This window comes from Citrobacter sp. 506 (assembly GCF_050434985.1).
GTDB lineage: Bacteria > Pseudomonadota > Gammaproteobacteria > Enterobacterales > Enterobacteriaceae > Citrobacter > Citrobacter braakii.
The window spans coordinates 36,718-56,322 of record NZ_JBNDJN010000003.1 but is presented as its reverse complement, the minus strand read 5'-3'; the positions used below and the strand labels follow the sequence as shown (position 1 = coordinate 56,322).

Here is a 19,605-nt window from a genome sequence, read left to right as displayed (position 1 = left end):
GGCCTACATTGAATGGAGGCATGATAAGGCGCGCCAGCGTCGCCATCAGGCATATTATTACCGTAATCCCCCCGTTGCCCGCAGGAGCAAGTCGTTCAGCACCTGCTCGGACAATCGTAGTCCACCACGCGTATCGAGCATCATTTGACACCAGGCCTGCGCCACTGGCGGAGAGGCATAGCGCAACATCTGCGCCCCGCAACCGAGCAGGAAAAGCTGCTGTGTAATCTCCCGTCCCAACTCCTCACTGGGTGTACGTAAACGCTGCTGTAGTTGACGTACCCTTCGATCGTAATGTCGGTCTTGCCCTTTTACCTCAGCAAAGGCTTCGCTGAGCATATCGTATATGCCGGGTTGTTTTGTCAGCACCCGCAATACATCGAGGCACATAATGTTGCCAGAGCCCTCCCAGATACTGTTTACCGGCATCTCACGATACAGGCGCGGCAATTCACTCTCCTCGCAGTAGCCAATCCCGCCGAGCACTTCCATCGCCTCTGCAACAAACGGCATACCGGCCTTGCAAACAGAGAATTTCGCTGCTGGCGTGAACAACCTGGCCCACAGAGATTCTTTGGCATCAGCGCGACGGTCCCAGGCCCGTGCCAGTCGGAACAGTAACGCCGTCTGACCTTCCAGTTGGAGCGCCATCCGACCTAATACCTGGCGCATCATCGGTTGTTCGATCAATGGTTTGCCAAAAACCTGTCGCTGGTGCGCATGGTAAATCGCGACGGAAAAAGCACGTCGCATCATGCCATGACTGCCGAGCGCACAGTCAAAACGCGTCATCCCGCCCATTTTCAGGATATGACGTATACCTTCCCCTTCTTCACCCAATAGCCAGCCAATCGCATCGTGGAATTCAACCTCGCAGCTGGCGTTGGAGCGATTGCCTAACTTATCTTTCAGCCGCTCCAGACGGATAGCATTACGCTGCCCGTCGGGTAAAAATCGCGGTACAAAAAAGCAGGATAAGCCTCCCTTTGCCTGGGCCAGTACCAAATGGGCATCGCTTTGCGGCACGGAGAAAAACCACTTATGTCCCACCAGCCGATACGAGCCGTCTGTAAGACGTTCTGCCTGAGTGGTATTGCTCAGCACATCTGACCCCCCCTGCTTCTCGGTCATTCCCATGCCGATCAATAACCCACGCTTTTGCCCTCCTGGCAGTAAATGCGAGTCATAACGGTCGCTTAGCAGCGGCGTAAACCAGTCGTGAAAGGGTGCAGGTAACATCTGAAGTAACAACGGCGTGGCGGCAAAAGTCATGGTAACCGGACACAACGTGCCCGCTTCCACCTGCGCATGCAGGATGAAACGGGCTGCCCGGGCGACAAATGTTCCCTGCCTCGCGTCTTCTTCCCAGGCCAGATTATGTACGCGATTGGCGCACAATCCCTGCATCAGCAAATGCCAGGCAGGATGAAAACGCACATCATCCAGCCGCTGACCCTGCGAGTCGTAGCGCAACAACTCGGGTGGAAAAGCATTGGCCAGACGGCCAAGCTCGAGCGACTCGGCAGTCCCTAGTTGCTGACCAATACTGGCGAGAAGATCGCTGTCCCAGCCAGCGCCTTCACGGATAACCGCTTCACACAGCGCGCCATCGGACAGATATAAGTTGCTGTTATTGAGCGGTACAGGTTGGTTAAAAACGGTATGCGTTTGCCAGTGCATTGTGTCTCCCTCCGTCAATGGCCGTCACCTTAAGTATGGTCAGAACCACATTATTCGCGACGGAGGGAGATCACAAAAGCACGGTTAGCCCGCAATATAGTGAGGAACAAAGCGAGAAGTATCTTTCGTGATCAACGTATTATCTTCGCGGATCCCCATGCCACACGCTTCATCATCCACGATCCAACTGCCAATCAGCGTATAGCTATCACCAAAACGCGGTAGCGCCTGAAATGCCTGATAGATCATCGGCTCTTCGGCGTAGTCGCCCTCAGCGTGTTCGACGATATGTTGCTGACCATCAAAAATGGTGACGTTTCCCCCTTCACGGGAGAATATGGGTTTACGCACATAGCTTTCACCCTGCGCAATTTGCGGTACTTCTCCGTCGAACCAAGCTGGCAGTAGGTTGGGATGATTGGGGAAAAAACGCCACAGCAATGGCATCAACCCTTTATTACTGAGCACACTTTTCCACAACGGTTCAACCCACTGCTCGCGACGATGGCAAAGCAAGGGACCATTTTCATCTCGCATCATCCATTCCAGGGGATAGAGCTTAAAAGCGCGACGAATCACATTGTCATCCAGGTCCGTGAGCACACCGCCGACGCCAAGCCCCAGTTCTTCAATATACATAAACCGCGATTCTTGCCCTGCCTGCTGCGCGCAATCCTGTAAATACAGCACGGTAGTGCGATCTTCATCGGTATCTTCACAGCAGCAGAAGTAGAAGGGTTCCTGGCTATAAAGTTCAGCAAAACGGGATATAAGCCGTTCCTGAATGGCATTATACTGGTCGGCATCGCGTGGGATAACGCCGTTACGACGCGCATCTTCCAGCCATAGCCACTGAAAATACGCCGACTCATAGAGCGACGTTGGCGTATCAGCATTGTATTCCAGCAGCTTGACCGGGGAGTTATTTCCGCACCAGACAAAATCCATGCGGCCGTACAGAGAGGGATCACGATTGCGCCAGCTTTCGGCAATAACGTCCCAGTACAGCGGCGGGATCGCCAGTTGCTGCATAATCTGTTCGTCGTTAACTGCTCGTTCGACAACGTCCAGACACATCTGGTGCAGTTCCGCAGTGGGCTTTTCGATCTGCTCTTCCACTTGCCGAAGCGTAAAGCGGTATGCCCGGCTCTCATCCCAATAAATCTCATTGTCGATGATATGAAAATCAAAACCGTGATCGTAAGCGATCCGGTTCAGATCCCGGCGTATAGGGACATCATGTCGCAGCATCGTTAACCTCCCCAGTGCCCACGTGCGCTGGATGATCTTCCATAGCCGCCACGAGAAACCGTCGATACTTTCTTCGTCGTATAAGTATGGGTGGTAGCGGTATCATTTTTTCCGCTGCCGGAACGCCAGCCATACTCTCCCGAAGTCGTACGCCAGACCGGGCGCGAAGCATATGAAGAACCGCCGCTGCTGTAAACATACTGTTCATCGCGATCTTTGCGAATCATCCTGGTGAGTAAAAACCCGGTGACCACAGGTACCCAGCTCTGAGCCGTGCTATCGAGATAACAGTCACCAAACTGTGCCTGACAACTCTCCTTACTCATTTGCTTTGGCAAGCTGGCATAGAATTCAGCTTTCGCGTTGTTCCAGCCATCGGTACAAACGGTGGCGCTATTGCCATCATCAATGCATTCACTCACCGTTGAGTAAAATTTACCGTCGCCATCATTATCGGTATCGGCGTCGTCTGCACATCCTTTAAGAATAAAAAATGCCGCGCCGCCCATAATAGCCAGCGTCAGATATTTGCCGCTGTAACGGCTACGTTTTTTTTCAAAGGGATTAATCGGGCGGTTAATCCGCGTAATAGCAGAATGCCCCACCACCTTGTTTTTGCTTCCTGATTTACGTTTTCTTGCCATGATCGTCCATTACCATGTCATGCAGGCGGCGTTAAAAATGCCTCCCGCCAGCGCAGCGGTTCCCATAAATAATCCCGCGGCGCTATTGTGATTAATGATTTTTTCACTCAGCGTCGGCATATATAAGCGCACACCGCCGTAAATAACGAGTTGAACTACCAGTGCAATACCACCCCAGGCAAAATAATCTGGAATGCTAACAGCATTAATTGCCGCACTGGATAGCGGAATAACGTAACCGAGCAAGGTTCCACTAAATGCCAGCGACGCTGCCGCATTATTATTTTTGATAAGTTGCCATTCATTGTGCGGCGTTATTTTCGAATAAATAAAAAGGAAAATTATCACCATGGCTACACCAATAAAAAAATAGGCGAAAAAAGCCAATAATGAATCCAGTATATGCATTGTAACCGTCCCTGAAATTAACCAATAATATTGATTGATGTTAAAGAAATATCGATGCCCAACGCCCGGGAGAATACCCACTCAGGTTCTCCCTGCTCATTAAACGACTCTTCACCGTTTAACAGCAGGTATTCCCAGGTATTATCTGCCACCTGTCGCTGGTAGCCCATGGTAAAATTGTGCACTTCCCATGTGGCGTGCTGCTGGTTTTCCACCTTTTCCAGCATATAAACCGGTTCAATATTCCCCGGTTCTTCATCGTTAAAAAAGCGCTGCCAACGTTCTTCCTGCCAGCTAAGTGTTGGCGTACCTATCACTGACGGGCTAATGGCAGACTGCCAGTGTTTTTTTTGCGAAATCCCGTAACTTTCTTCATAAACAAAGAGTTTGATATCGTCGATATCATCGATATCTGCTCCACCGGAGGTATTGATTTGCAAAAACTCCTCTCCAGACGTGTAGTAGCGGAAAATCTGACTTCCACCACCTAAATCAATGTGGCTGACGGCTGCAACGGTGTACTCTTCACCCGGCAATTCAATCAATAAAGCTTCTTCTAACAGGCGAAATGCCAATGTATCGATCGTGAATCCTGCATTCAGATGTAACCCCAACGGCCCACGAACTGGCGCAACAGCAGCGGCCTTACCAAATAAACGTTGGAAAAAACTTGTCATCATTTATCCTCGATCTCCAGCCAGGCAATCTCCTTCGCCAGAATGCGGCTATTACCAATCAGATGTAGCCACATTCCTCCTTTTACCTCCGTCGAGATGACCGGGTTCAATTCCATACCACGACCATTTTTACAGGTGCTAATGCCCAACACGGTTGCATCATGGCGGAGCTTCATATAACGCATTAAATTGCCATAACGAATTGAAGTCACCTCTTCCGGAATCGGTACGGCAAAACCCGTGTCGCCCAGCATAGGATTCATAATGGATGCAACCGACTGGGAAGAACCAGGATCCTGAATGGATCGAGAAATTTGTTCAGCAGAGAGATTGCGTACAATTTCAATGCGCGGACAATGCACCTCAAGCAATCCTGCGTAACGCTCATCTTCCATATAAGCAACAACATGGCACTGATCAGGGATCGAATCAGCCAGCGAAAGTGCGATGGTAAACGTAAGTTCATCCGTACGGGCAAAGATGATAGCGCTCTGGCACGTGCATAACCCCATACGAGCATGCTCATGTGCGTCATTAAAATTACGAATACGAATGAAATCAACCCAGTGATTCCCCTGCAAAGGATGTTGAATATCATCCGATTCACACAGGAGCACCCGCTCGAAAGCACGCCGGGTGTCATACAACAGCAGCGATATCATTTTTTCCGTCTGGTGGCCGCGCCAGCCAACCACCAGTATATGATTGCGCAAATGACGATAATCCCCCATCCCCATCATTCCTTTTGCTAACAGTCCTTGTACCATGCCAATAACCTTACCCATTAATGCGCCGAATAATCCAACGCTGACTGGGATCTGCCAGAGAGCGGTAAAAACTCGCCCTTCTGCTGTCTGCGGACTAAGGTCGCCGAACCCCAGCGTAGAACCCACGACCGAGCAGTAATAGATAAAATCGCTCAGGCGACCAACCAGCATCTCTTCGCCCAGTAACCTCAGCACCAGGTAACAAAACAGGTACTGCCCTACAAATAGCCCAATCAAAGCAGGCCAGGTCAGTCTTGAGAGATTCCGTTGGCATATTTTGATGACCCAAGTGAACAGCATTACTTGCCTTGCTGCCGTTGCAGTCGCGCCAGAACATCCTGAGCAGAGCTTTTATTAGTTGCGCCAATGCCTGCCTCTGCCAGTTTTTCGTCAAGGTCACGCCCATCTGCAACTTTCTCAAGCTGTGCGGCCGCATCCAGGCGGGCCTGACGCTCTGTCTGGCGTGTTTGCAAACGCTTGAGCGACTCCGCCGCCGTAGAGACACTGGAAGACGCGCCGACAGTCGATGTGGTTACGGCCTGTTGGGCACGCTGCATCGCTTCCGTTGCCTTTACCACCTCAAGCTGCTGTTCAAACTGCGCAATCCGCTGCGCGGTGGCATTAACCGCTTTTTCAACGCCATCACGAGAGATTTCAAGGTTAGTAAGCACTTGCTCCTCGGTGGTTATGACATTCTCCAGACGAGCAATCTCTTCCGCAACTTCGTTAATCAGAGACGGATTAGCATTTTTACTCAGCGCCTCAAGTGCCCGGTTTTCCAGACTGGTCTTGCGCTCGCGCAGATCGTTTAATTTATCGTTGCTCAACTTCACGCGCGCCAGCAAGTCAACCCGTGATTTTCCGGCTTTATCCAGTTCACCTTTCGCATCGCGAATATGCTGTTCCAGCATCCGCACCCCCTGCGCTTCTTCGATTGACTCTTCCGCTTGCGAAAGCACAGACTTGCCGAGAGTAAACAGGCTTTTCAAAATTCCCATAAATAGCGTTCCTTGTTATTCGTAAGTGTATTCTTCAGTTATTTCAGCGAGATCCAGCGCGTTATCTGCAAGCGTAGTCATCTCCAGAACCACATCATCCAACGATGAATTAAGCGAGAGGGCGCCAAATGCGACGTAATATTCTTCATGCTGAACGCGAGAAATTCCCACAGAAGACAAAGGAAGGATTTTTTGATTACGTAATAAGAAAATATTAAATTCATCCTGATCATGAATACTACTAACAGAACAAATAACAGTTTCTATAATAATTTGGCGGGAAGTGAATAGAACACTGAGCGACAAATCACCAAAATCATTCATTTTGACCATTAATGATTGTTCGTTATATTCAGTATTTATATTTAATTCAGGAAGAGTTTGTAGTGCTTTAGCAAGCAACTGCGGAGTCCATGCCATATATTTTCCATATATTAGTTAGTTAAAAATAAATAAAATGAATATCATTTTCCACCATTTATCATACTTGTTTAAGATAAAAAAAAGCCATCCAAATCTGGATGGCTTTTTCCGAAAAATAAGTTTAGCCGCGCTGGCGTACAGCCTCAAACAGGCAGATGCCCGTCGCAACTGAAACGTTCAGCGACGAAACGCTCCCAGCCATCGGGATGCTGATCAGTTCGTCACAGTGTTCGCGGGTCAAACGACGCATACCTTCACCCTCTGCGCCCATCACCAGCGCCAGACGTCCGGTCATTTTGCTCTGGTAGAGAGTATGGTCAGCTTCACCTGCGGTTCCGACGATCCAGATATTCTCTTCCTGCAGCATACGCATAATGCGCGCCAGGTTGGTCACACGGATCAGCGGTACGCTTTCTGCCGCGCCGCATGCCACTTTTTTCGCCGTTGCATTCAACTGCGCAGAACGATCCTTCGGTACGATAACAGCATGGACGCCAGCAGCATCGGCGCTACGCAGGCATGCCCCCAGGTTATGCGGATCGGTAACACCATCGAGGATCAAAAAGAACGGCTGATCGAGCGTAGCAATCAGATCCGGCAGATCGTTTTCCTGATACTGACGACCCGGTTTCACGCGAGCAATAATTCCCTGATGTACCGCACCCTCGCTTTTCTCATCCAGGAACTGGCGGTTAGCCAGCTGAATGACAACACCCTGTGCTTCCAGTGCGTGGATCAGCGGCAGCAGGCGTTTATCTTCACGACCTTTGAGAATAAAGACGTCCTGGAAGCGCTCAGGCGCACGTTCCAGCAGAGCCTGCACCGCATGGATGCCGTAAATCATTTCACTCATGAATGTACTCGTTAATAGTTTATGCGTAACGCGGGCAACGCGAGGTTGCCCGACTTACTGTTTATGCCTGTTATTGCGCGACTTTCTTTTTCGTCGCGCGTTTAGCTTTGGTGGCGGCAGCGATTTTAAGCGTTTTTGCCGATGGCTTTTTCGCTTTTTTATCGCCTTTCTTCTCAGCCGTTTTTTTATCCGCCTGAGGTTTGGCTCTGCCTTTCTTCTCGCCGCGGAAAGCGCTATCCGGCTCGAAATTTACTTTTTTGCCCATCTGACGACGCTTACCGGTATTTTTACCCGCATCGCTTTTTTTCGCTTTTTCACGCGCGGTTTTACCTTCATTGCGCGGTGCACGTTCGCTGGAGATCAAACTGAAGTCGATTTTACGCTCGTCCATGTTGACCGCTTCCACGCGAACTTCCACGCGATCGCCCAGGCGATACATTTGACCGCTGGATTCCCCCGTCAGACGCTGCCCAACCTGGTCAAAACGATAGTAGTCGTTATCCAGGGAGGAGACATGCACCAGACCGTCGATAAACAGCTCATCAAGACGGACGAAGAAACCAAACCCGGTCACGCTGGCGATCACGCCTTTGAAGACATTACCTACCTGATCCAGCATGAAGTCGCACTTCAGCCAGTCAGAGACGTCGCGTGTGGCTTCGTCAGCACGGCGCTCGGCCATCGAACAGTGTTGACCCAGCTGCAGCATCTCTTCCATCGAATAATGGTAGCCACCCGTTTCCGTGGTGTTGCCTTTATGGCCCTGCTCCTGCGCCAGCAGATACTTAATCGCCCGGTGCAAGGAGAGATCCGGGTAACGACGGATCGGCGAGGTAAAGTGTGCATAAGATTGCAACGCAAGACCAAAGTGACCGCGGTTTTCCGGATCGTAAATCGCCTGCTTCATTGAACGCAGCAGCATAGTTTGCAGCATTTCTGCGTCAGGACGGTCAGCAATCGACTCCAGCAGTTCAGCGTAATCACGCGGCTCGGGTTTATTACCGCCGGGCAGCTCCAGCCCCAGCTCCGCCAACACCGAACGGAACGAATTAATCGCTTCGGTCGTCGGCTTATCGTGAATACGGAACAGCGCCGGCTCTTTGGCTTTCTCAACGAATCGCGCCGCTGAGATGTTCGCCATGATCATGCACTCTTCAATCAGTTTGTGCGCGTCATTACGCTGCGTCTGCTCAATACGCTCAATACGGCGTTCAGCATTGAAGATAAACTTCGCTTCTTCACTTTCAAACGAGATACCGCCACGCTCTTCACGCGCTTTATCCAGCACTTTGTAGAGGTTATGCAGCTCTTCAATGTGTTTAACCAACGGCGCGTACTGCTCACGCAGTTCCTGATCGCCCTGCAGCATGTGCCAGACCTTGGTGTAGGTCAGACGCGCATGGGAGCTCATAACCGCTTCGTAGAATTTAAAGCCTGTTAAGCGGCCTTTCGACGAAATGGTCATTTCACAGACCATACACAGCCTGTCCACCTGCGGGTTGAGCGAACACAATCCGTTAGACAGCACTTCCGGTAGCATCGGAACAACCTGCGATGGGAAGTAGACGGATGTGCCACGGCTGCGCGCTTCCTGGTCCAGCGGAGTCGGCGGGCGAACGTAATAGCTTACGTCAGCAATCGCCACCCATAAACGCCAGCCGCCGCCGCGTTTCTTCTCGCAGTAAACCGCATCGTCGAAATCACGCGCATCTTCGCCATCGATAGTGACCAGCGGCAGGGAGCGCAGATCGACACGTCCGGCTTTCGCTTCTTCCGGCACTTCTTCTTTCAGTCCGGCGACCTGTTTTTCGACGGCCTGAGGCCAGATATACGGGATTTCATGAGTACGCAGCGCCATATCAACGGCCATGCTGGTTCCCATGTTGTCGCCCAGGACTTCAACAATTTTACCCACCGCTTTAGTGCGACGCGTCGGACGCTGGGTCAGCTCAACCACGACCACAAAGCCCATACGAGCACCCATCACCTCTTCCGGCGGGATCAGGATATCAAAGCTCAGGCGGCTGTCGTCAGGGACGACAAACCCAACGCCAGCGTCGGTGAAGTAGCGACCGACAATCTGGCTGGTTTTCGGCACCAGTACGCGCACAATACGCGCTTCGCGACGACCTTTACGGTCCGCGCCCAGCGGCTGTGCCAACACCTGATCGCCATGAATGCAGGTTTTCATCTGCTCGCTGGACAGGTACAGGTCATCTTTGCGGCCTTCAACGCGCAGAAAGCCGTAGCCATCACGGTGGCCAATAACGGTACCTTTCAGCAGGTCAAGACGCTCCGGCAGCGCATAGCACTGACGACGAGTGAAGACCAGTTGCCCGTCACGCTCCATGGCGCGCAGGCGGCGACGCAGCGCTTCTTGCTGCTCTTCACCTTCAATGTTGAGTTCAGCGGCCAGCTCATCGCGGTTGGCCGGTTTTTCACGTTTAGTTAAATGTTCGAGGATAAATTCCCGGCTCGGGATAGGATTCGCGTATTTTTCTGCTTCGCGTTCCTGGAAAGGATCTTGTGACATCGAGGTTCCTCCATTGTCAGCTCTGATGAAGATTTTCGTCACTCCACCAGCAATAATTTATAAAGCGGTTGATTCTCTTCAACCAAATCAGCAAGTGTGTAGTTGTCCAGTTCCGTGAGAAAACTTTGCACTGCCTTAGAAAGCGCCTGTTTAAGTCGACAGGCTGGGGTAATGTGGCAAAACTCGCTGCTACAATTGACCAACGATAGTGGTTCCAGCTCGCGAACCACATCACCAATACCAATATCCTTAGCTGGTTTACCCAGGCGGATACCGCCATTTTTTCCTCGAATAGCAGTAACGAAGCCCGCACGGCTAAGTTGATTGATTATTTTGACCATATGATTACGGGACACGCCGTAGACTTCTGTCACCTCAGAAATACTGGTCATACGTCCTTCGGGAAGTGACGCCATGTAGATTAGCGCACGTAATCCGTAATCGGTGAAACTTGTTAACTGCACATCAACCTCAGGAAAAGGGATAAAACGGATAAACCTGGTGGTATTAATTACATTGATGATAAACCAGCCACCAGCCAGGTCGCTAATTTATTTCAGTTCAGGAAGGAAAAAAGCGAGGAACTTACGTGATTTTAAGCCGGATTATGATGCAAAGCGCCTCATCCGGCCTAAGATAGTGCAAGCGCAGCGCCATTCGACGCCACGCTATAACCATAATTATGCGTCGAACGGGTCGCGCAGGATCATGGTCTCAGTACGGTCTGGGCCAGTTGAGATAATATCAATCGGCACACCGGTCAGTTCTTCAATACGCTTGATGTAGTTCAGTGCTGCCTGCGGCAGACCGCTACGTTCCTTCACACCGAAGGTGGATTCAGACCAGCCCGGCATGGTTTCGTAGATCGGCTCGATACCTTTCCAGTCGTCTGCAGCCAGCGGGGTAGTCGTTACTTCACGGCCATCCGGCATACGATAAGCGACACAGATTTTCACCTCTTTCAAACCGTCCAGTACGTCCAGTTTGGTCAGGCAGAAGCCAGACAGGGAGTTAATCTGTACTGCACGGCGTACAGCAACAGAGTCCAGCCAACCGGTGCGACGACGACGACCGGTGGTCGCGCCATACTCGTTACCTTGTTTGCACAGGAACTCGCCAACGTCATCAAACAGCTCGGTCGGGAACGGACCCGCGCCTACACGTGTAGAGTAAGCTTTGATGATACCCAGAACGTAATCCACATAACGTGGACCCAGGCCGGAGCCGGTCGCCACGCCACCTGCGGTGGTGTTGGAAGACGTTACGTACGGATAGGTACCGTGGTCGATATCCAGCAGGGTACCCTGTGCGCCTTCGAACATGACGAAATCGCCACGCTTACGCGCCTGGTCCAGCAGATCGGAAACATCAACAACCATAGAGGTCAGGATGTCGGCAATCGCCATCACATCATCCAGCACTTTCTGGTAGTCAACTGCTTCAACTTTATAGAAATTCACCAGCTGGAAGTTGTGATATTCCATCACTTCTTTCAGTTTTTCAGCGAAGGTTGCTTTATCAAACAGATCGCCAACGCGCAGACCGCGACGAGCTACTTTGTCTTCATAAGCCGGACCGATGCCACGACCGGTAGTACCGATCGCTTTCTCGCCACGCGCTTTCTCACGAGCATTATCCAACGCAACGTGATAATCAAGGATCAGCGGACAAGCTTCAGACAACAGCAGGCGCTCGCGAACCGGGATGCCACGCTCTTCCAGTCCTTTCATTTCTTTCATCAGCGCGGACGGAGACAGTACAACACCGTTACCGATGATGCTGATGACATTCTCGCGAAGAATACCTGATGGAATAAGATGGAGGACGGTTTTTTCACCGTTGATTACGAGAGTATGGCCTGCGTTGTGACCACCCTGGTAGCGCACAACATATTTAGCCCGTTCAGTCAGAAGATCGACGATCTTCCCTTTACCTTCGTCACCCCATTGGGTGCCCAGTACGACGACGTTGTTACCCATTTTTCAAAATCACCGTTTGCTTAAAAATGGATTCTACCACCGCTTTTTCAGATATACAGCACTTTTTGCATGCGAAAATCCGCAAAATAGGCTACTTATTGATCAGCCAATCGTTTTCCTCAACATGTAGTAGACCACAACGCCCGCAACCACAAGACCTCCACCAAAACGACGCAAAGTATTTTCGGGAAGTTGCGCCATTGCGGAAATCATTTTCTTCCACGCGCGTGGATAAAGCATAGGGCCCAGGCCTTCCAGCACCAAAACCAGCGCGAGCGCCAGCAAAATTGTTGAATTCATCCATCGTCCTTTATAAAAAGAAAACCACCGCATCCCTGGGGATGCCGGTGGTTTTGCTGGTTTAAAACCGCTGGAACTTTATTAGCGTGTCGTAGTGCTCGGTGTCTTCATGTAGCGGAAGAAATCGCTGTCCGGGCTCATGATCATCACGTCCTGGTTGCCTTCAAAGCTCTTCTCGTAAGCACGCAGGCTACGGATGAAGGCGTAGAAGTCAGGATCCTGGCTGAACGCATCGGCAAACAGTTTAGCGGCTTCTGCATCGCCTTCACCGCGCATGATGCGGCCCTGACGCTCAGATTCTGCCAGCGTTTTAGTCACTTCATAATCCGCCGTGGCACGCAGTTTTTCCGCTTCTTCCTGACCTTGTGAACGATGGCGACGCGCTACCGCTTCACGCTCAGCGCGCATACGGTTGTAGATAGCCTCAGACACTTCAGCAGGCAGGTTGATTTGCTTGATACGCACGTCAACCACTTCGATGCCCAATGCCGCCATACTGTTCGGGTTGATGACCGGTACTTTACCGTTTGTTTCAGCCTGAACACGCTCAGCCGCTTCGGCAATCGCGCTATCTGCCGCCGGTGTCGCGACTTCATCTTCCGTGCCAGCAGAACCGGAGTTCAGCGCATCACGAACTTCCAGCGTCAGACGACCGCGGGAATCGGTAACGATGTCTTTCACGTCCAGACGACCAATTTCAGAACGCAGACGGTCAGAGAACTTACGTTTCAGCAGGACTTCTGCCTGAGAAACATCGCCACCGCCCGTTGCCAGGTAGTAACGGCTAAAGTCACTGATGCGCCACTTAATGTAGGAGTCAACGATCAGGTCTTTCTTCTCTTTGGTAACAAAGCGATCGGCCTGGTTGTCCATGGTCTGAATACGCGCATCCAGCATCTTCACAGATTCAATAAACGGAATCTTGAAGTGCAGGCCTGGTGCAACAACCAGCGGCTTGTTTTCATCGTCACGCAGAACTTTACCAAAGCGCAGAGTAATCCCGCGCTCGCCTTCTTTGACCACAAAGACAGACATGAACAGAACTACCAGAACGATGATGATAATCGCAATAACTGACTTACGCATCGTTATTCCCCCTGACGCTGGTAGTCGTTACGCTGCGCGTTCGCGCGGCGTTGGTCCATAATATCGCCCTGACTGGTGGACGAGGTATTGCTTGCTCCAGCGCCGGACGTCGTTGCTGGCGGCAGACGCAGCAGGTTTGAACTGCTGTCACTCTTTGCTGCTGGCGCACTACCGCCTTTCAGCATTTGATCCAGCGGCAGAACCATCAGATTGCTGCCCTTATCGTTAACCAGGACTTTGCGGGTATTGCTCAGCACTTTTTCCATGGTTTCGATATACAGACGCTCGCGAGTAATTTGCGGTGCGGCTTTATATTCCGGCAGAATTTTTGCGAAACGAGCCACTTCACCCTGTGCTTCCAGGATGGTTCGCGTTTTGTAAGCACGCGCTTCTTCCAGAATACGCTGTGCCTGACCGTTAGCACGTGGCTGAACTTCGTTGGTGTACGCTTCTGCTTCACGGATGTACTGCTGCTCGTTTTCACGTGCTGCAATGGCATCGTCAAACGCGGCTTTTACTTCTTCCGGCGGACGTGCTGCCTGGAAGTTGACGTCCAGCAGGGTGATACCCATGTTGTACGGACGGATCGTTTCTTCCAGTTCACGCTGGGTATCGCTACGAATAACGGTACGCCCTTCGGTCAGGATACGGTCCATGGTGTATTTACCGATAACCCCACGCAGGGCGCTGTCGGTTGCCTGACGCAGACTGTCATCCGCGCTGGTTACGCTAAACAGGTAACGCTGCGGATCGGTCACGCGGTACTGCACGTTCATTTCAACGCGTACGACGTTTTCGTCAGAGGTCAGCATCACGCCGGATGCGGCAAGTTCACGCACGGCTTCCACGTTGACCGGGGTCACTTCGTCGACAAAGGTCGGTTTCCAGTTCAGACCCGGTTCAACCAAATGGCTGAATTTACCGAAGCGTGTCACCACGCCGCGTTCCGCTTCTTTAATGGTGTAGAAACCGCTGGCCGCCCAGATAATGACGATAGCTGCCGCTGCGATAGTAAAGACTCGACCACCCAATTGCGGACGCGGGCCTTGCGATGAGCTACCGCCGCCAGAACCAGCACCTTTACCGCCACCCAGACCACCGAGCTTTTTACTCAGTTTGCGGAAGATATCATCCAGATCGGGAGGTCCCTGATCGCGACCACCTTTGTTTCCATTTCCCTCAGGGTTGCCGCCAGGTTTGCTGCTTCCCCACGGGTCGCGGTCTTGTCCGTTATTACCGGGCTGATTCCACGCCATTTTTGTGCTCCATATTTGTTATGCGATGCTATACCTGCGTATTTTGCGCTGCCGATGCGTTGGCTACGCCCCTTAATCTCAGTCACATAGTTGACTATGCTCCTGAAGATTTCAGGACTTGCCACCTTCATGCTGCACAAAACCCACAAGGTATAGAGGCGAAAAAATCTTCAGGCCATATCCGTCAGGTCAGACAATATAGTCTTCCAGTGCCGGTTCTTGTTTACAGAGGCGACGCCAGTCTACGATCGGCATACGAACCTGCAGACCCACGCTGCCGTCCTCCTCCATCCACTCTCTTTCTATTGCCTGAAGTTGGTAAAACCGGCTTCTCAGACGCCCTTCCTGCGGCGGCAAACGCAACGTATGCTGCGCCACCTCACCGGAAAGTCGCTCAGTCAAAGCCTGAAAAAGCTGTGGTATACCTATTCCCGTTTGCGCTGAAACCCAAACGCGAATGGGTTTATTCTCTTCATCTCTGTCGATACGTGGTTCAAAATCATCCAGCATATCGATTTTATTCATCACCAGCAGAGTCGGGATCTCATGCGCATCGATCTCTTCGAGCACCGTGTCGACGGCCTCGATGTTTTCCTGCACACGAAAATCTGCAGCATCAATAACATGCAGCAGCAATGTCGCCTGACGCGTTTCCTGCAGGGTGGCTTTAAACGCCGCCACCAGGTCGTGCGGCAAATGACGGATAAACCCTACGGTATCCGCCAGCACGGTTTCACCGACGTCCGCTACGTCTATACGGCGCAGCGTTGGGTCCAGGGTTGCAAACAGCTGATCCGCTGCGTAAACCCGGGCTTCGGTGATCTGGTTGAACAGGGTGGATTTTCCGGCGTTGGTATATCCCACCAGTGATACGGTTGGGACATCCGCTTTCTTGCGCGACTGTCGCCCCTGCTCACGTTGCTTTTCAACTTTTTCCAGGCGCGACTGTATTTGCAAAATGCGATTACGCAGCAAACGACGGTCGGTTTCGAGCTGGGTTTCACCCGGACCGCGCAAACCAATCCCGCCCTTTTGCCTTTCAAGGTGGGTCCAGCCACGGACCAGACGAGTAGCCATATGGCGCAACTGCGCCAGCTCAACCTGCAACTTACCCTCATGGGTGCGCGCACGCTGGGCAAAAATATCTAAAATAAGACCTGTCCTGTCGATAACAAGACACTGGCACAACTGTTCCAGGTTACGTTCCTGGGCGGGGCTTAGAGCATGATCAAAAATCACCACCGCAGCGCCAGTCGCTTTTACGGCTTCCGCAATTTCGATTGCCTTACCTTCACCAACAAAATACTTCGGGTGCGGTGCTTTACGGCTCCCGGTAATCACCTGCATTGCTTCGACACCGGCGGAAGAAACCAGAGATTCAAACTCCTGGAGGTCTTCCATATCTTTGTCTTGCGAAAAATAGATGTGTACCAGTACCGCCTGCTCACCGGCATCATAACGGTCAAACAAGCGTCAACCCCTTAATATATATCAACGGGGAACGCAGGATCGCTGGCTCCCCGTGTGTAAAACAGCTAACAACCTTATTCGGTTTCTTCGCTGTCCTGTTGCGCAGATGAACCTTGCGCGTTGCTACCGTGATGGTAGTTGCTGCCAGTGCCGCCGGTGGCATTATTGCTGTGATGAGAAACCGGGCGAGACGGGACAACAGTAGAAATCGCGTGCTTATAAACCATCTGGCTGACCGTGTTTTTCAACAGGATCACGAACTGATCAAAAGACTCGATTTGACCTTGCAGCTTAATACCATTCACCAAATAAATAGAAACTGGAACACGTTCCCGACGCAGTGCGTTCAGGAACGGATCTTGTAAAGATTGCCCCTTAGCCATTCTCTCTTTTCCTTATATGCTTATTTGTACTTTGAACCTTTCGATTCTGAAAAATTGCGCACGATACGTTTCAATTGTACACATTCAGTTCGCGATAGCACCAACAACCTGTAATACTTCGTTTCGCGCCTGGTCAGGCTTTTCACTGTCAAGCCAGTGCACCCCTTCCCAACCACGCAACCAGGTTACCTGTCGCTTCGCCAACTGCCTCGTGGCGCAAACACCTCTATAAACCATGTCATCGTATGAAATTTCGCCTTCAATGTATGACCACATCTGGCGATACCCTACACAACGAATGGAAGGCAAATCCGTATGCAAATCTCCACGGGCAAATAGCGCCCGGACTTCTGCTTCAAAACCTGAAGCCAACATCTGATGAAAACGCTGCTCAATTCGCTGATGGAGCAGTTCACGGCTCGCCGGGGCGATAGCAAACTGATGCACCTGATACGGCAAAGCATCTCCTGACGTTTGCGTCAGCTCCGTTAAAGTTTTACCCGAAATGAAAAAAACTTCCAGTGCCCGGGAAAGTCTTTGCGGATCATTTGGATGAATACGCGCCGCAGCCACCGGATCTATTTCCTGAAGCTGTCGGTGTAACGCGTCCCACCCATGCTCTGCCGCCTGCTGCTCAATTCTGGCCCTGACTTCCGGATCTGCCGACGGTAACGGCGACAGCCCTTCAAGCAAGGCTTTGAAATATAACATTGTGCCGCCCACCAGCAGCGGAATACGCCCCGCGGCGGTGATATCGGCCATCTCGGCTAACGCATCGCGGCGAAAATCCGCAGCAGAGTACGCCTGGGACGGATCGCGGATATCCAGCAACCGGTGAGGCGCGGCCTGTAATTCATCTGCATCAGGCTTGGCTGTACCGATATCCATCCCCTTGTAAATAAGGGCGGAATCAACGCTTATCAACTCTACAGGCAAAACTTTACGCAATTCAATTGCCAGTGCCGTTTTACCGGAGGCCGTCGGCCCCATCAAAAAAATCGCCTTTGGCAGGCTCGCCTTACGGGTATCACTCATGTTTCAGGGCATTCATTACCGAATGTAAATCAACAGGTTGTAACAAACCACCCGGCGGCGCCTTCACGAGTTGTGGGCAAAGCCGCTCAACATCCGCTAACAGCGTAATCGCCTGAGCCATGCTCCACTGCGGATGCTCGCTAATCAGATTACGTGCAATCCACTGTGCAATATTGCCCGGTTCGAATTCGGACTGCTGCGCCAGGTAGCCTATCAGTTCAGGAATCAAGATTTGTAAATTTTGTTGGCGTAAGGGTAAAGGCACCGCCCGGATGGTCACATGCTGTGCATCCAGTTGAAATTCAATACCCAACTCAGCCAGTTGGCTCTGCCCTTTTTGCAGCGCCGCTTTTTCATCAGCGGTCACTTTTAGACGTAAAGGGATCAGTAACGGCTGAGCGCAAACGACGCCCTGGTCCGGCGTTAACTGCGCCTGACGTAGCCAACGTTCCGCCACCGGCAATGCCAGCAACCGAATATGACCATCGCATTCGAGTAATGCGCAGTCCGTACCGACAATGGTTAGCACCCGCCCAAAGCCCTGGCTGTTGCCGGTCAGAGGTGCTGATGGCGTTTCAGAAACCGGCGTTTTACGCGGCGGAACCGGCGTCTGTAACAGTTGCTGATAAATCTCACCCTGCTGCTTTTGATATCCAGGCTGGGCATGAGGCCAACTGGCCCCCGTCTGACGGCCACCACTGCTGCCAGCGCCAGCAGATGCTGAGTAACGCGGTGTCGCAGGTTCACGCGCCGGGGCCGGTTCGGCAAAATGGTTACGCCCGGCCGCGACGCGGTTTTCCGGGATGTGCCTTGGCGCGGGCTCGTCGTCATCAGCCAACGGCAGCGGCGTTTCAAGCTGCTGTTGCAGGACGCTCAACACGCCCTGGTAAATAAAATCATGCACCAGGCGTGATTGATGAAAACGGACCTCATGTTTGGCGGGATGTACGTTAACATCCACCTGATGCGGGTCGATTTCCAGATACAACACAAAAGCGGGCTGCTGATCGGCTCCCAGCTTATCTTCACAGGCCTGACGAATAGCATGGTTGATCAACCGGTCGCGCATCATCCGGCCATTCACATAGCAGTACTGGATTTCCGCCAGCGCCGCCGTTGTGTGGTTAGGATCGGCCACCCAACCGCGCAGCGTTAAATCGCCATGCTGCCATTCAATCGCCAGCGCATGTTCCAGAAACGGCGAGCCGCAAATCGCGCCCAGTCGGCGCTCCTGCTGCCCATCCGCGGCCACTGCCCGGTACTGACGCACCACTTTGCCGTTGTGCGACAAATTAATCGTCACATCAAAACGTGCCAGCGCAATGCGGCGGATTATTTCGTCGATATGATTAAATTCAGTTTTCTCGGTGCGCATAAACTTGCGCCGCGCCGGAGTGTTGTAGAACAGATCTAACACCTCCAGCGTGGTTCCCACCGGATGCGCAGCGGGTTTAACCGTCACATCCATGTCGCGCCCTTCGGCATAAGCTTGCCAGGCTTCAGGTTGTTCTTGCGTACGCGACGTCAGGGTTAAACGAGAAACGGAGCTGATACTGGCCAGCGCTTCGCCGCGAAACCCGAGGCTCACGATGGCTTCGAGATCGTCAAGCGAGGAAATTTTACTGGTGGCATGACGCGCCAGCGCCAGCGCCAGCTCGTCTTTTTTAATCCCGCAGCCGTTGTCACGAATACGGATAAGCTTCGCGCCGCCGCGCTCAATATCAATATCAATGCGCGTCGCACCGGCATCGATACTGTTTTCCACCAGCTCCTTCACCACTGACGCAGGCCGTTCTACCACCTCGCCTGCGGCAATCTGGTTCGCCAACTGTGGCGGTAGAACCTGAATCGGCATGGCTAAT

19 protein-coding genes are annotated in these 19,605 nt (G+C 52.0%); all 19 read right to left on the bottom strand.

Annotated elements, in window-relative coordinates:
• Positions 1 to 57: 57 nt before the first annotated feature.
• The 19 genes from ABIE10_RS13215 to mutL all read right to left on the bottom strand — a co-directional run bounded on the left by ABIE10_RS13215 (position 58) and on the right by mutL (position 19,598).
• Positions 58 to 1,680, bottom strand: coding sequence for an isovaleryl-CoA dehydrogenase (locus ABIE10_RS13215; protein ID WP_429155999.1), 1,623 nt, complete (start codon positions 1,678 to 1,680; stop codon positions 58 to 60).
• An 84-nt stretch (positions 1,681 to 1,764) separates the two neighbouring features.
• Positions 1,765 to 2,931: a glutathionylspermidine synthase family protein gene (locus tag ABIE10_RS13210; protein ID WP_149381752.1), complete on the bottom strand. Its 1,167-nt coding sequence runs from the start codon at positions 2,929 to 2,931 to the stop codon at positions 1,765 to 1,767.
• A 2-nt stretch (positions 2,932 to 2,933) separates the two neighbouring features.
• On the bottom strand, positions 2,934 to 3,575 hold the full coding sequence (locus tag ABIE10_RS13205; RefSeq protein ID WP_181221124.1) for a DUF1190 domain-containing protein: 642 nt from the start codon (positions 3,573 to 3,575) through the stop codon (positions 2,934 to 2,936).
• Positions 3,576 to 3,584: 9 nt separating this feature from the next.
• A complete protein-coding gene (locus ABIE10_RS13200) occupies positions 3,585 to 3,983 on the bottom strand; it encodes a DUF350 domain-containing protein (protein WP_410398956.1) in 399 nt (132 codons plus the stop codon).
• A gap of 17 nt (positions 3,984 to 4,000) precedes the next feature.
• Positions 4,001 to 4,660: a YjfK family protein gene (locus tag ABIE10_RS13195; protein ID WP_191221218.1), complete on the bottom strand. Its 660-nt coding sequence runs from the start codon at positions 4,658 to 4,660 to the stop codon at positions 4,001 to 4,003.
• Positions 4,660 to 5,727 carry a potassium channel family protein gene (locus ABIE10_RS13190; protein ID WP_181221122.1) on the bottom strand — a complete coding sequence of 356 codons (1,068 nt, stop codon included), beginning with the start codon at positions 5,725 to 5,727 and terminating at the stop codon, positions 4,660 to 4,662. Before ABIE10_RS13190 ends, ABIE10_RS13195 begins: the two co-directional genes overlap by 1 nt.
• Entirely contained in the window at positions 5,727 to 6,425 is a 699-nt protein-coding gene (locus ABIE10_RS13185) for a PspA/IM30 family protein (protein ID WP_429155997.1), read from the bottom strand. Before ABIE10_RS13185 ends, ABIE10_RS13190 begins: the two co-directional genes overlap by 1 nt.
• 15 nt (positions 6,426 to 6,440) lie before the next feature.
• Entirely contained in the window at positions 6,441 to 6,845 is a 405-nt protein-coding gene (locus ABIE10_RS13180) for a DUF2170 family protein (RefSeq protein ID WP_149381742.1), read from the bottom strand.
• Positions 6,846 to 6,969: 124 nt separating this feature from the next.
• Positions 6,970 to 7,701 carry a 23S rRNA (guanosine(2251)-2'-O)-methyltransferase RlmB gene (gene rlmB / locus ABIE10_RS13175; protein WP_137380234.1) on the bottom strand — a complete coding sequence of 244 codons (732 nt, stop codon included), beginning with the start codon at positions 7,699 to 7,701 and terminating at the stop codon, positions 6,970 to 6,972.
• Positions 7,702 to 7,771: 70 nt separating this feature from the next.
• Positions 7,772 to 10,234 (bottom strand): ribonuclease R, encoded by a 2,463-nt coding sequence (gene rnr / locus ABIE10_RS13170; protein ID WP_047500007.1) that lies wholly within the window; start codon positions 10,232 to 10,234, stop codon positions 7,772 to 7,774.
• A 38-nt stretch (positions 10,235 to 10,272) separates the two neighbouring features.
• Positions 10,273 to 10,698, bottom strand: coding sequence for a nitric oxide-sensing transcriptional repressor NsrR (gene nsrR / locus ABIE10_RS13165; RefSeq protein ID WP_003025609.1), 426 nt, complete (start codon positions 10,696 to 10,698; stop codon positions 10,273 to 10,275).
• A gap of 216 nt (positions 10,699 to 10,914) precedes the next feature.
• Entirely contained in the window at positions 10,915 to 12,213 is a 1,299-nt protein-coding gene (gene purA / locus ABIE10_RS13160) for an adenylosuccinate synthase (protein WP_429155995.1), read from the bottom strand.
• Between the two features lie 102 nt (positions 12,214 to 12,315).
• Positions 12,316 to 12,513, bottom strand: a complete 198-nt coding sequence (locus tag ABIE10_RS13155) for a DUF2065 domain-containing protein (protein ID WP_019078201.1) — start codon at positions 12,511 to 12,513, stop codon at positions 12,316 to 12,318.
• Positions 12,514 to 12,594: 81 nt separating this feature from the next.
• Positions 12,595 to 13,599: a protease modulator HflC gene (gene hflC, locus ABIE10_RS13150; protein ID WP_047500009.1), complete on the bottom strand. Its 1,005-nt coding sequence runs from the start codon at positions 13,597 to 13,599 to the stop codon at positions 12,595 to 12,597.
• 2 nt (positions 13,600 to 13,601) lie between these two features.
• Positions 13,602 to 14,855, bottom strand: coding sequence for an FtsH protease activity modulator HflK (gene hflK, locus ABIE10_RS13145; RefSeq protein WP_200080260.1), 1,254 nt, complete (start codon positions 14,853 to 14,855; stop codon positions 13,602 to 13,604).
• A gap of 189 nt (positions 14,856 to 15,044) precedes the next feature.
• Positions 15,045 to 16,325 (bottom strand): ribosome rescue GTPase HflX, encoded by a 1,281-nt coding sequence (gene hflX / locus ABIE10_RS13140; RefSeq protein ID WP_016151415.1) that lies wholly within the window; start codon positions 16,323 to 16,325, stop codon positions 15,045 to 15,047.
• Between the two features lie 74 nt (positions 16,326 to 16,399).
• The gene (gene hfq / locus ABIE10_RS13135; RefSeq protein WP_003025584.1) at positions 16,400 to 16,708 is read right to left on the bottom strand and encodes an RNA chaperone Hfq; all 309 of its coding nucleotides are present in this window, start codon (positions 16,706 to 16,708) and stop codon (positions 16,400 to 16,402) included.
• A gap of 84 nt (positions 16,709 to 16,792) precedes the next feature.
• Entirely contained in the window at positions 16,793 to 17,743 is a 951-nt protein-coding gene (gene miaA / locus ABIE10_RS13130; protein WP_429155991.1) for a tRNA (adenosine(37)-N6)-dimethylallyltransferase MiaA, read from the bottom strand.
• Positions 17,736 to 19,598, bottom strand: coding sequence for a DNA mismatch repair endonuclease MutL (gene mutL, locus ABIE10_RS13125; RefSeq protein WP_326978790.1), 1,863 nt, complete (start codon positions 19,596 to 19,598; stop codon positions 17,736 to 17,738). Before mutL ends, miaA begins: the two co-directional genes overlap by 8 nt.
• Between the last annotated feature and the right edge of the window lie 7 nt (positions 19,599 to 19,605).

Coding starts and splice junctions, on each gene's coding strand:
- rnr (WP_047500007.1), bottom strand. CDS start 10,234: ATGTCACAAGATCCTTTCCAGGAACGCGAAGCAGAAAAATACGCGAAT.
- miaA (WP_429155991.1), bottom strand. CDS start 17,743: ATGAGTGATACCCGTAAGGCGAGCCTGCCAAAGGCGATTTTTTTGATG.
- ABIE10_RS13210 (WP_149381752.1), bottom strand. CDS start 2,931: ATGCTGCGACATGATGTCCCTATACGCCGGGATCTGAACCGGATCGCT.
- mutL (WP_326978790.1), bottom strand. CDS start 19,598: ATGCCGATTCAGGTTCTACCGCCACAGTTGGCGAACCAGATTGCCGCA.
- hfq (WP_003025584.1), bottom strand. CDS start 16,708: ATGGCTAAGGGGCAATCTTTACAAGATCCGTTCCTGAACGCACTGCGT.
- ABIE10_RS13200 (WP_410398956.1), bottom strand. CDS start 3,983: ATGCATATACTGGATTCATTATTGGCTTTTTTCGCCTATTTTTTTATT.
- ABIE10_RS13190 (WP_181221122.1), bottom strand. CDS start 5,727: ATGCTGTTCACTTGGGTCATCAAAATATGCCAACGGAATCTCTCAAGA.
- ABIE10_RS13185 (WP_429155997.1), bottom strand. CDS start 6,425: ATGGGAATTTTGAAAAGCCTGTTTACTCTCGGCAAGTCTGTGCTTTCG.
- ABIE10_RS13155 (WP_019078201.1), bottom strand. CDS start 12,513: ATGAATTCAACAATTTTGCTGGCGCTCGCGCTGGTTTTGGTGCTGGAA.
- ABIE10_RS13180 (WP_149381742.1), bottom strand. CDS start 6,845: ATGGCATGGACTCCGCAGTTGCTTGCTAAAGCACTACAAACTCTTCCT.
- hflK (WP_200080260.1), bottom strand. CDS start 14,855: ATGGCGTGGAATCAGCCCGGTAATAACGGACAAGACCGCGACCCGTGG.
- ABIE10_RS13205 (WP_181221124.1), bottom strand. CDS start 3,575: ATGGCAAGAAAACGTAAATCAGGAAGCAAAAACAAGGTGGTGGGGCAT.
- purA (WP_429155995.1), bottom strand. CDS start 12,213: ATGGGTAACAACGTCGTCGTACTGGGCACCCAATGGGGTGACGAAGGT.
- ABIE10_RS13195 (WP_191221218.1), bottom strand. CDS start 4,660: ATGACAAGTTTTTTCCAACGTTTATTTGGTAAGGCCGCTGCTGTTGCG.
- hflC (WP_047500009.1), bottom strand. CDS start 13,599: ATGCGTAAGTCAGTTATTGCGATTATCATCATCGTTCTGGTAGTTCTG.
- rlmB (WP_137380234.1), bottom strand. CDS start 7,701: ATGAGTGAAATGATTTACGGCATCCATGCGGTGCAGGCTCTGCTGGAA.
- ABIE10_RS13215 (WP_429155999.1), bottom strand. CDS start 1,680: ATGCACTGGCAAACGCATACCGTTTTTAACCAACCTGTACCGCTCAAT.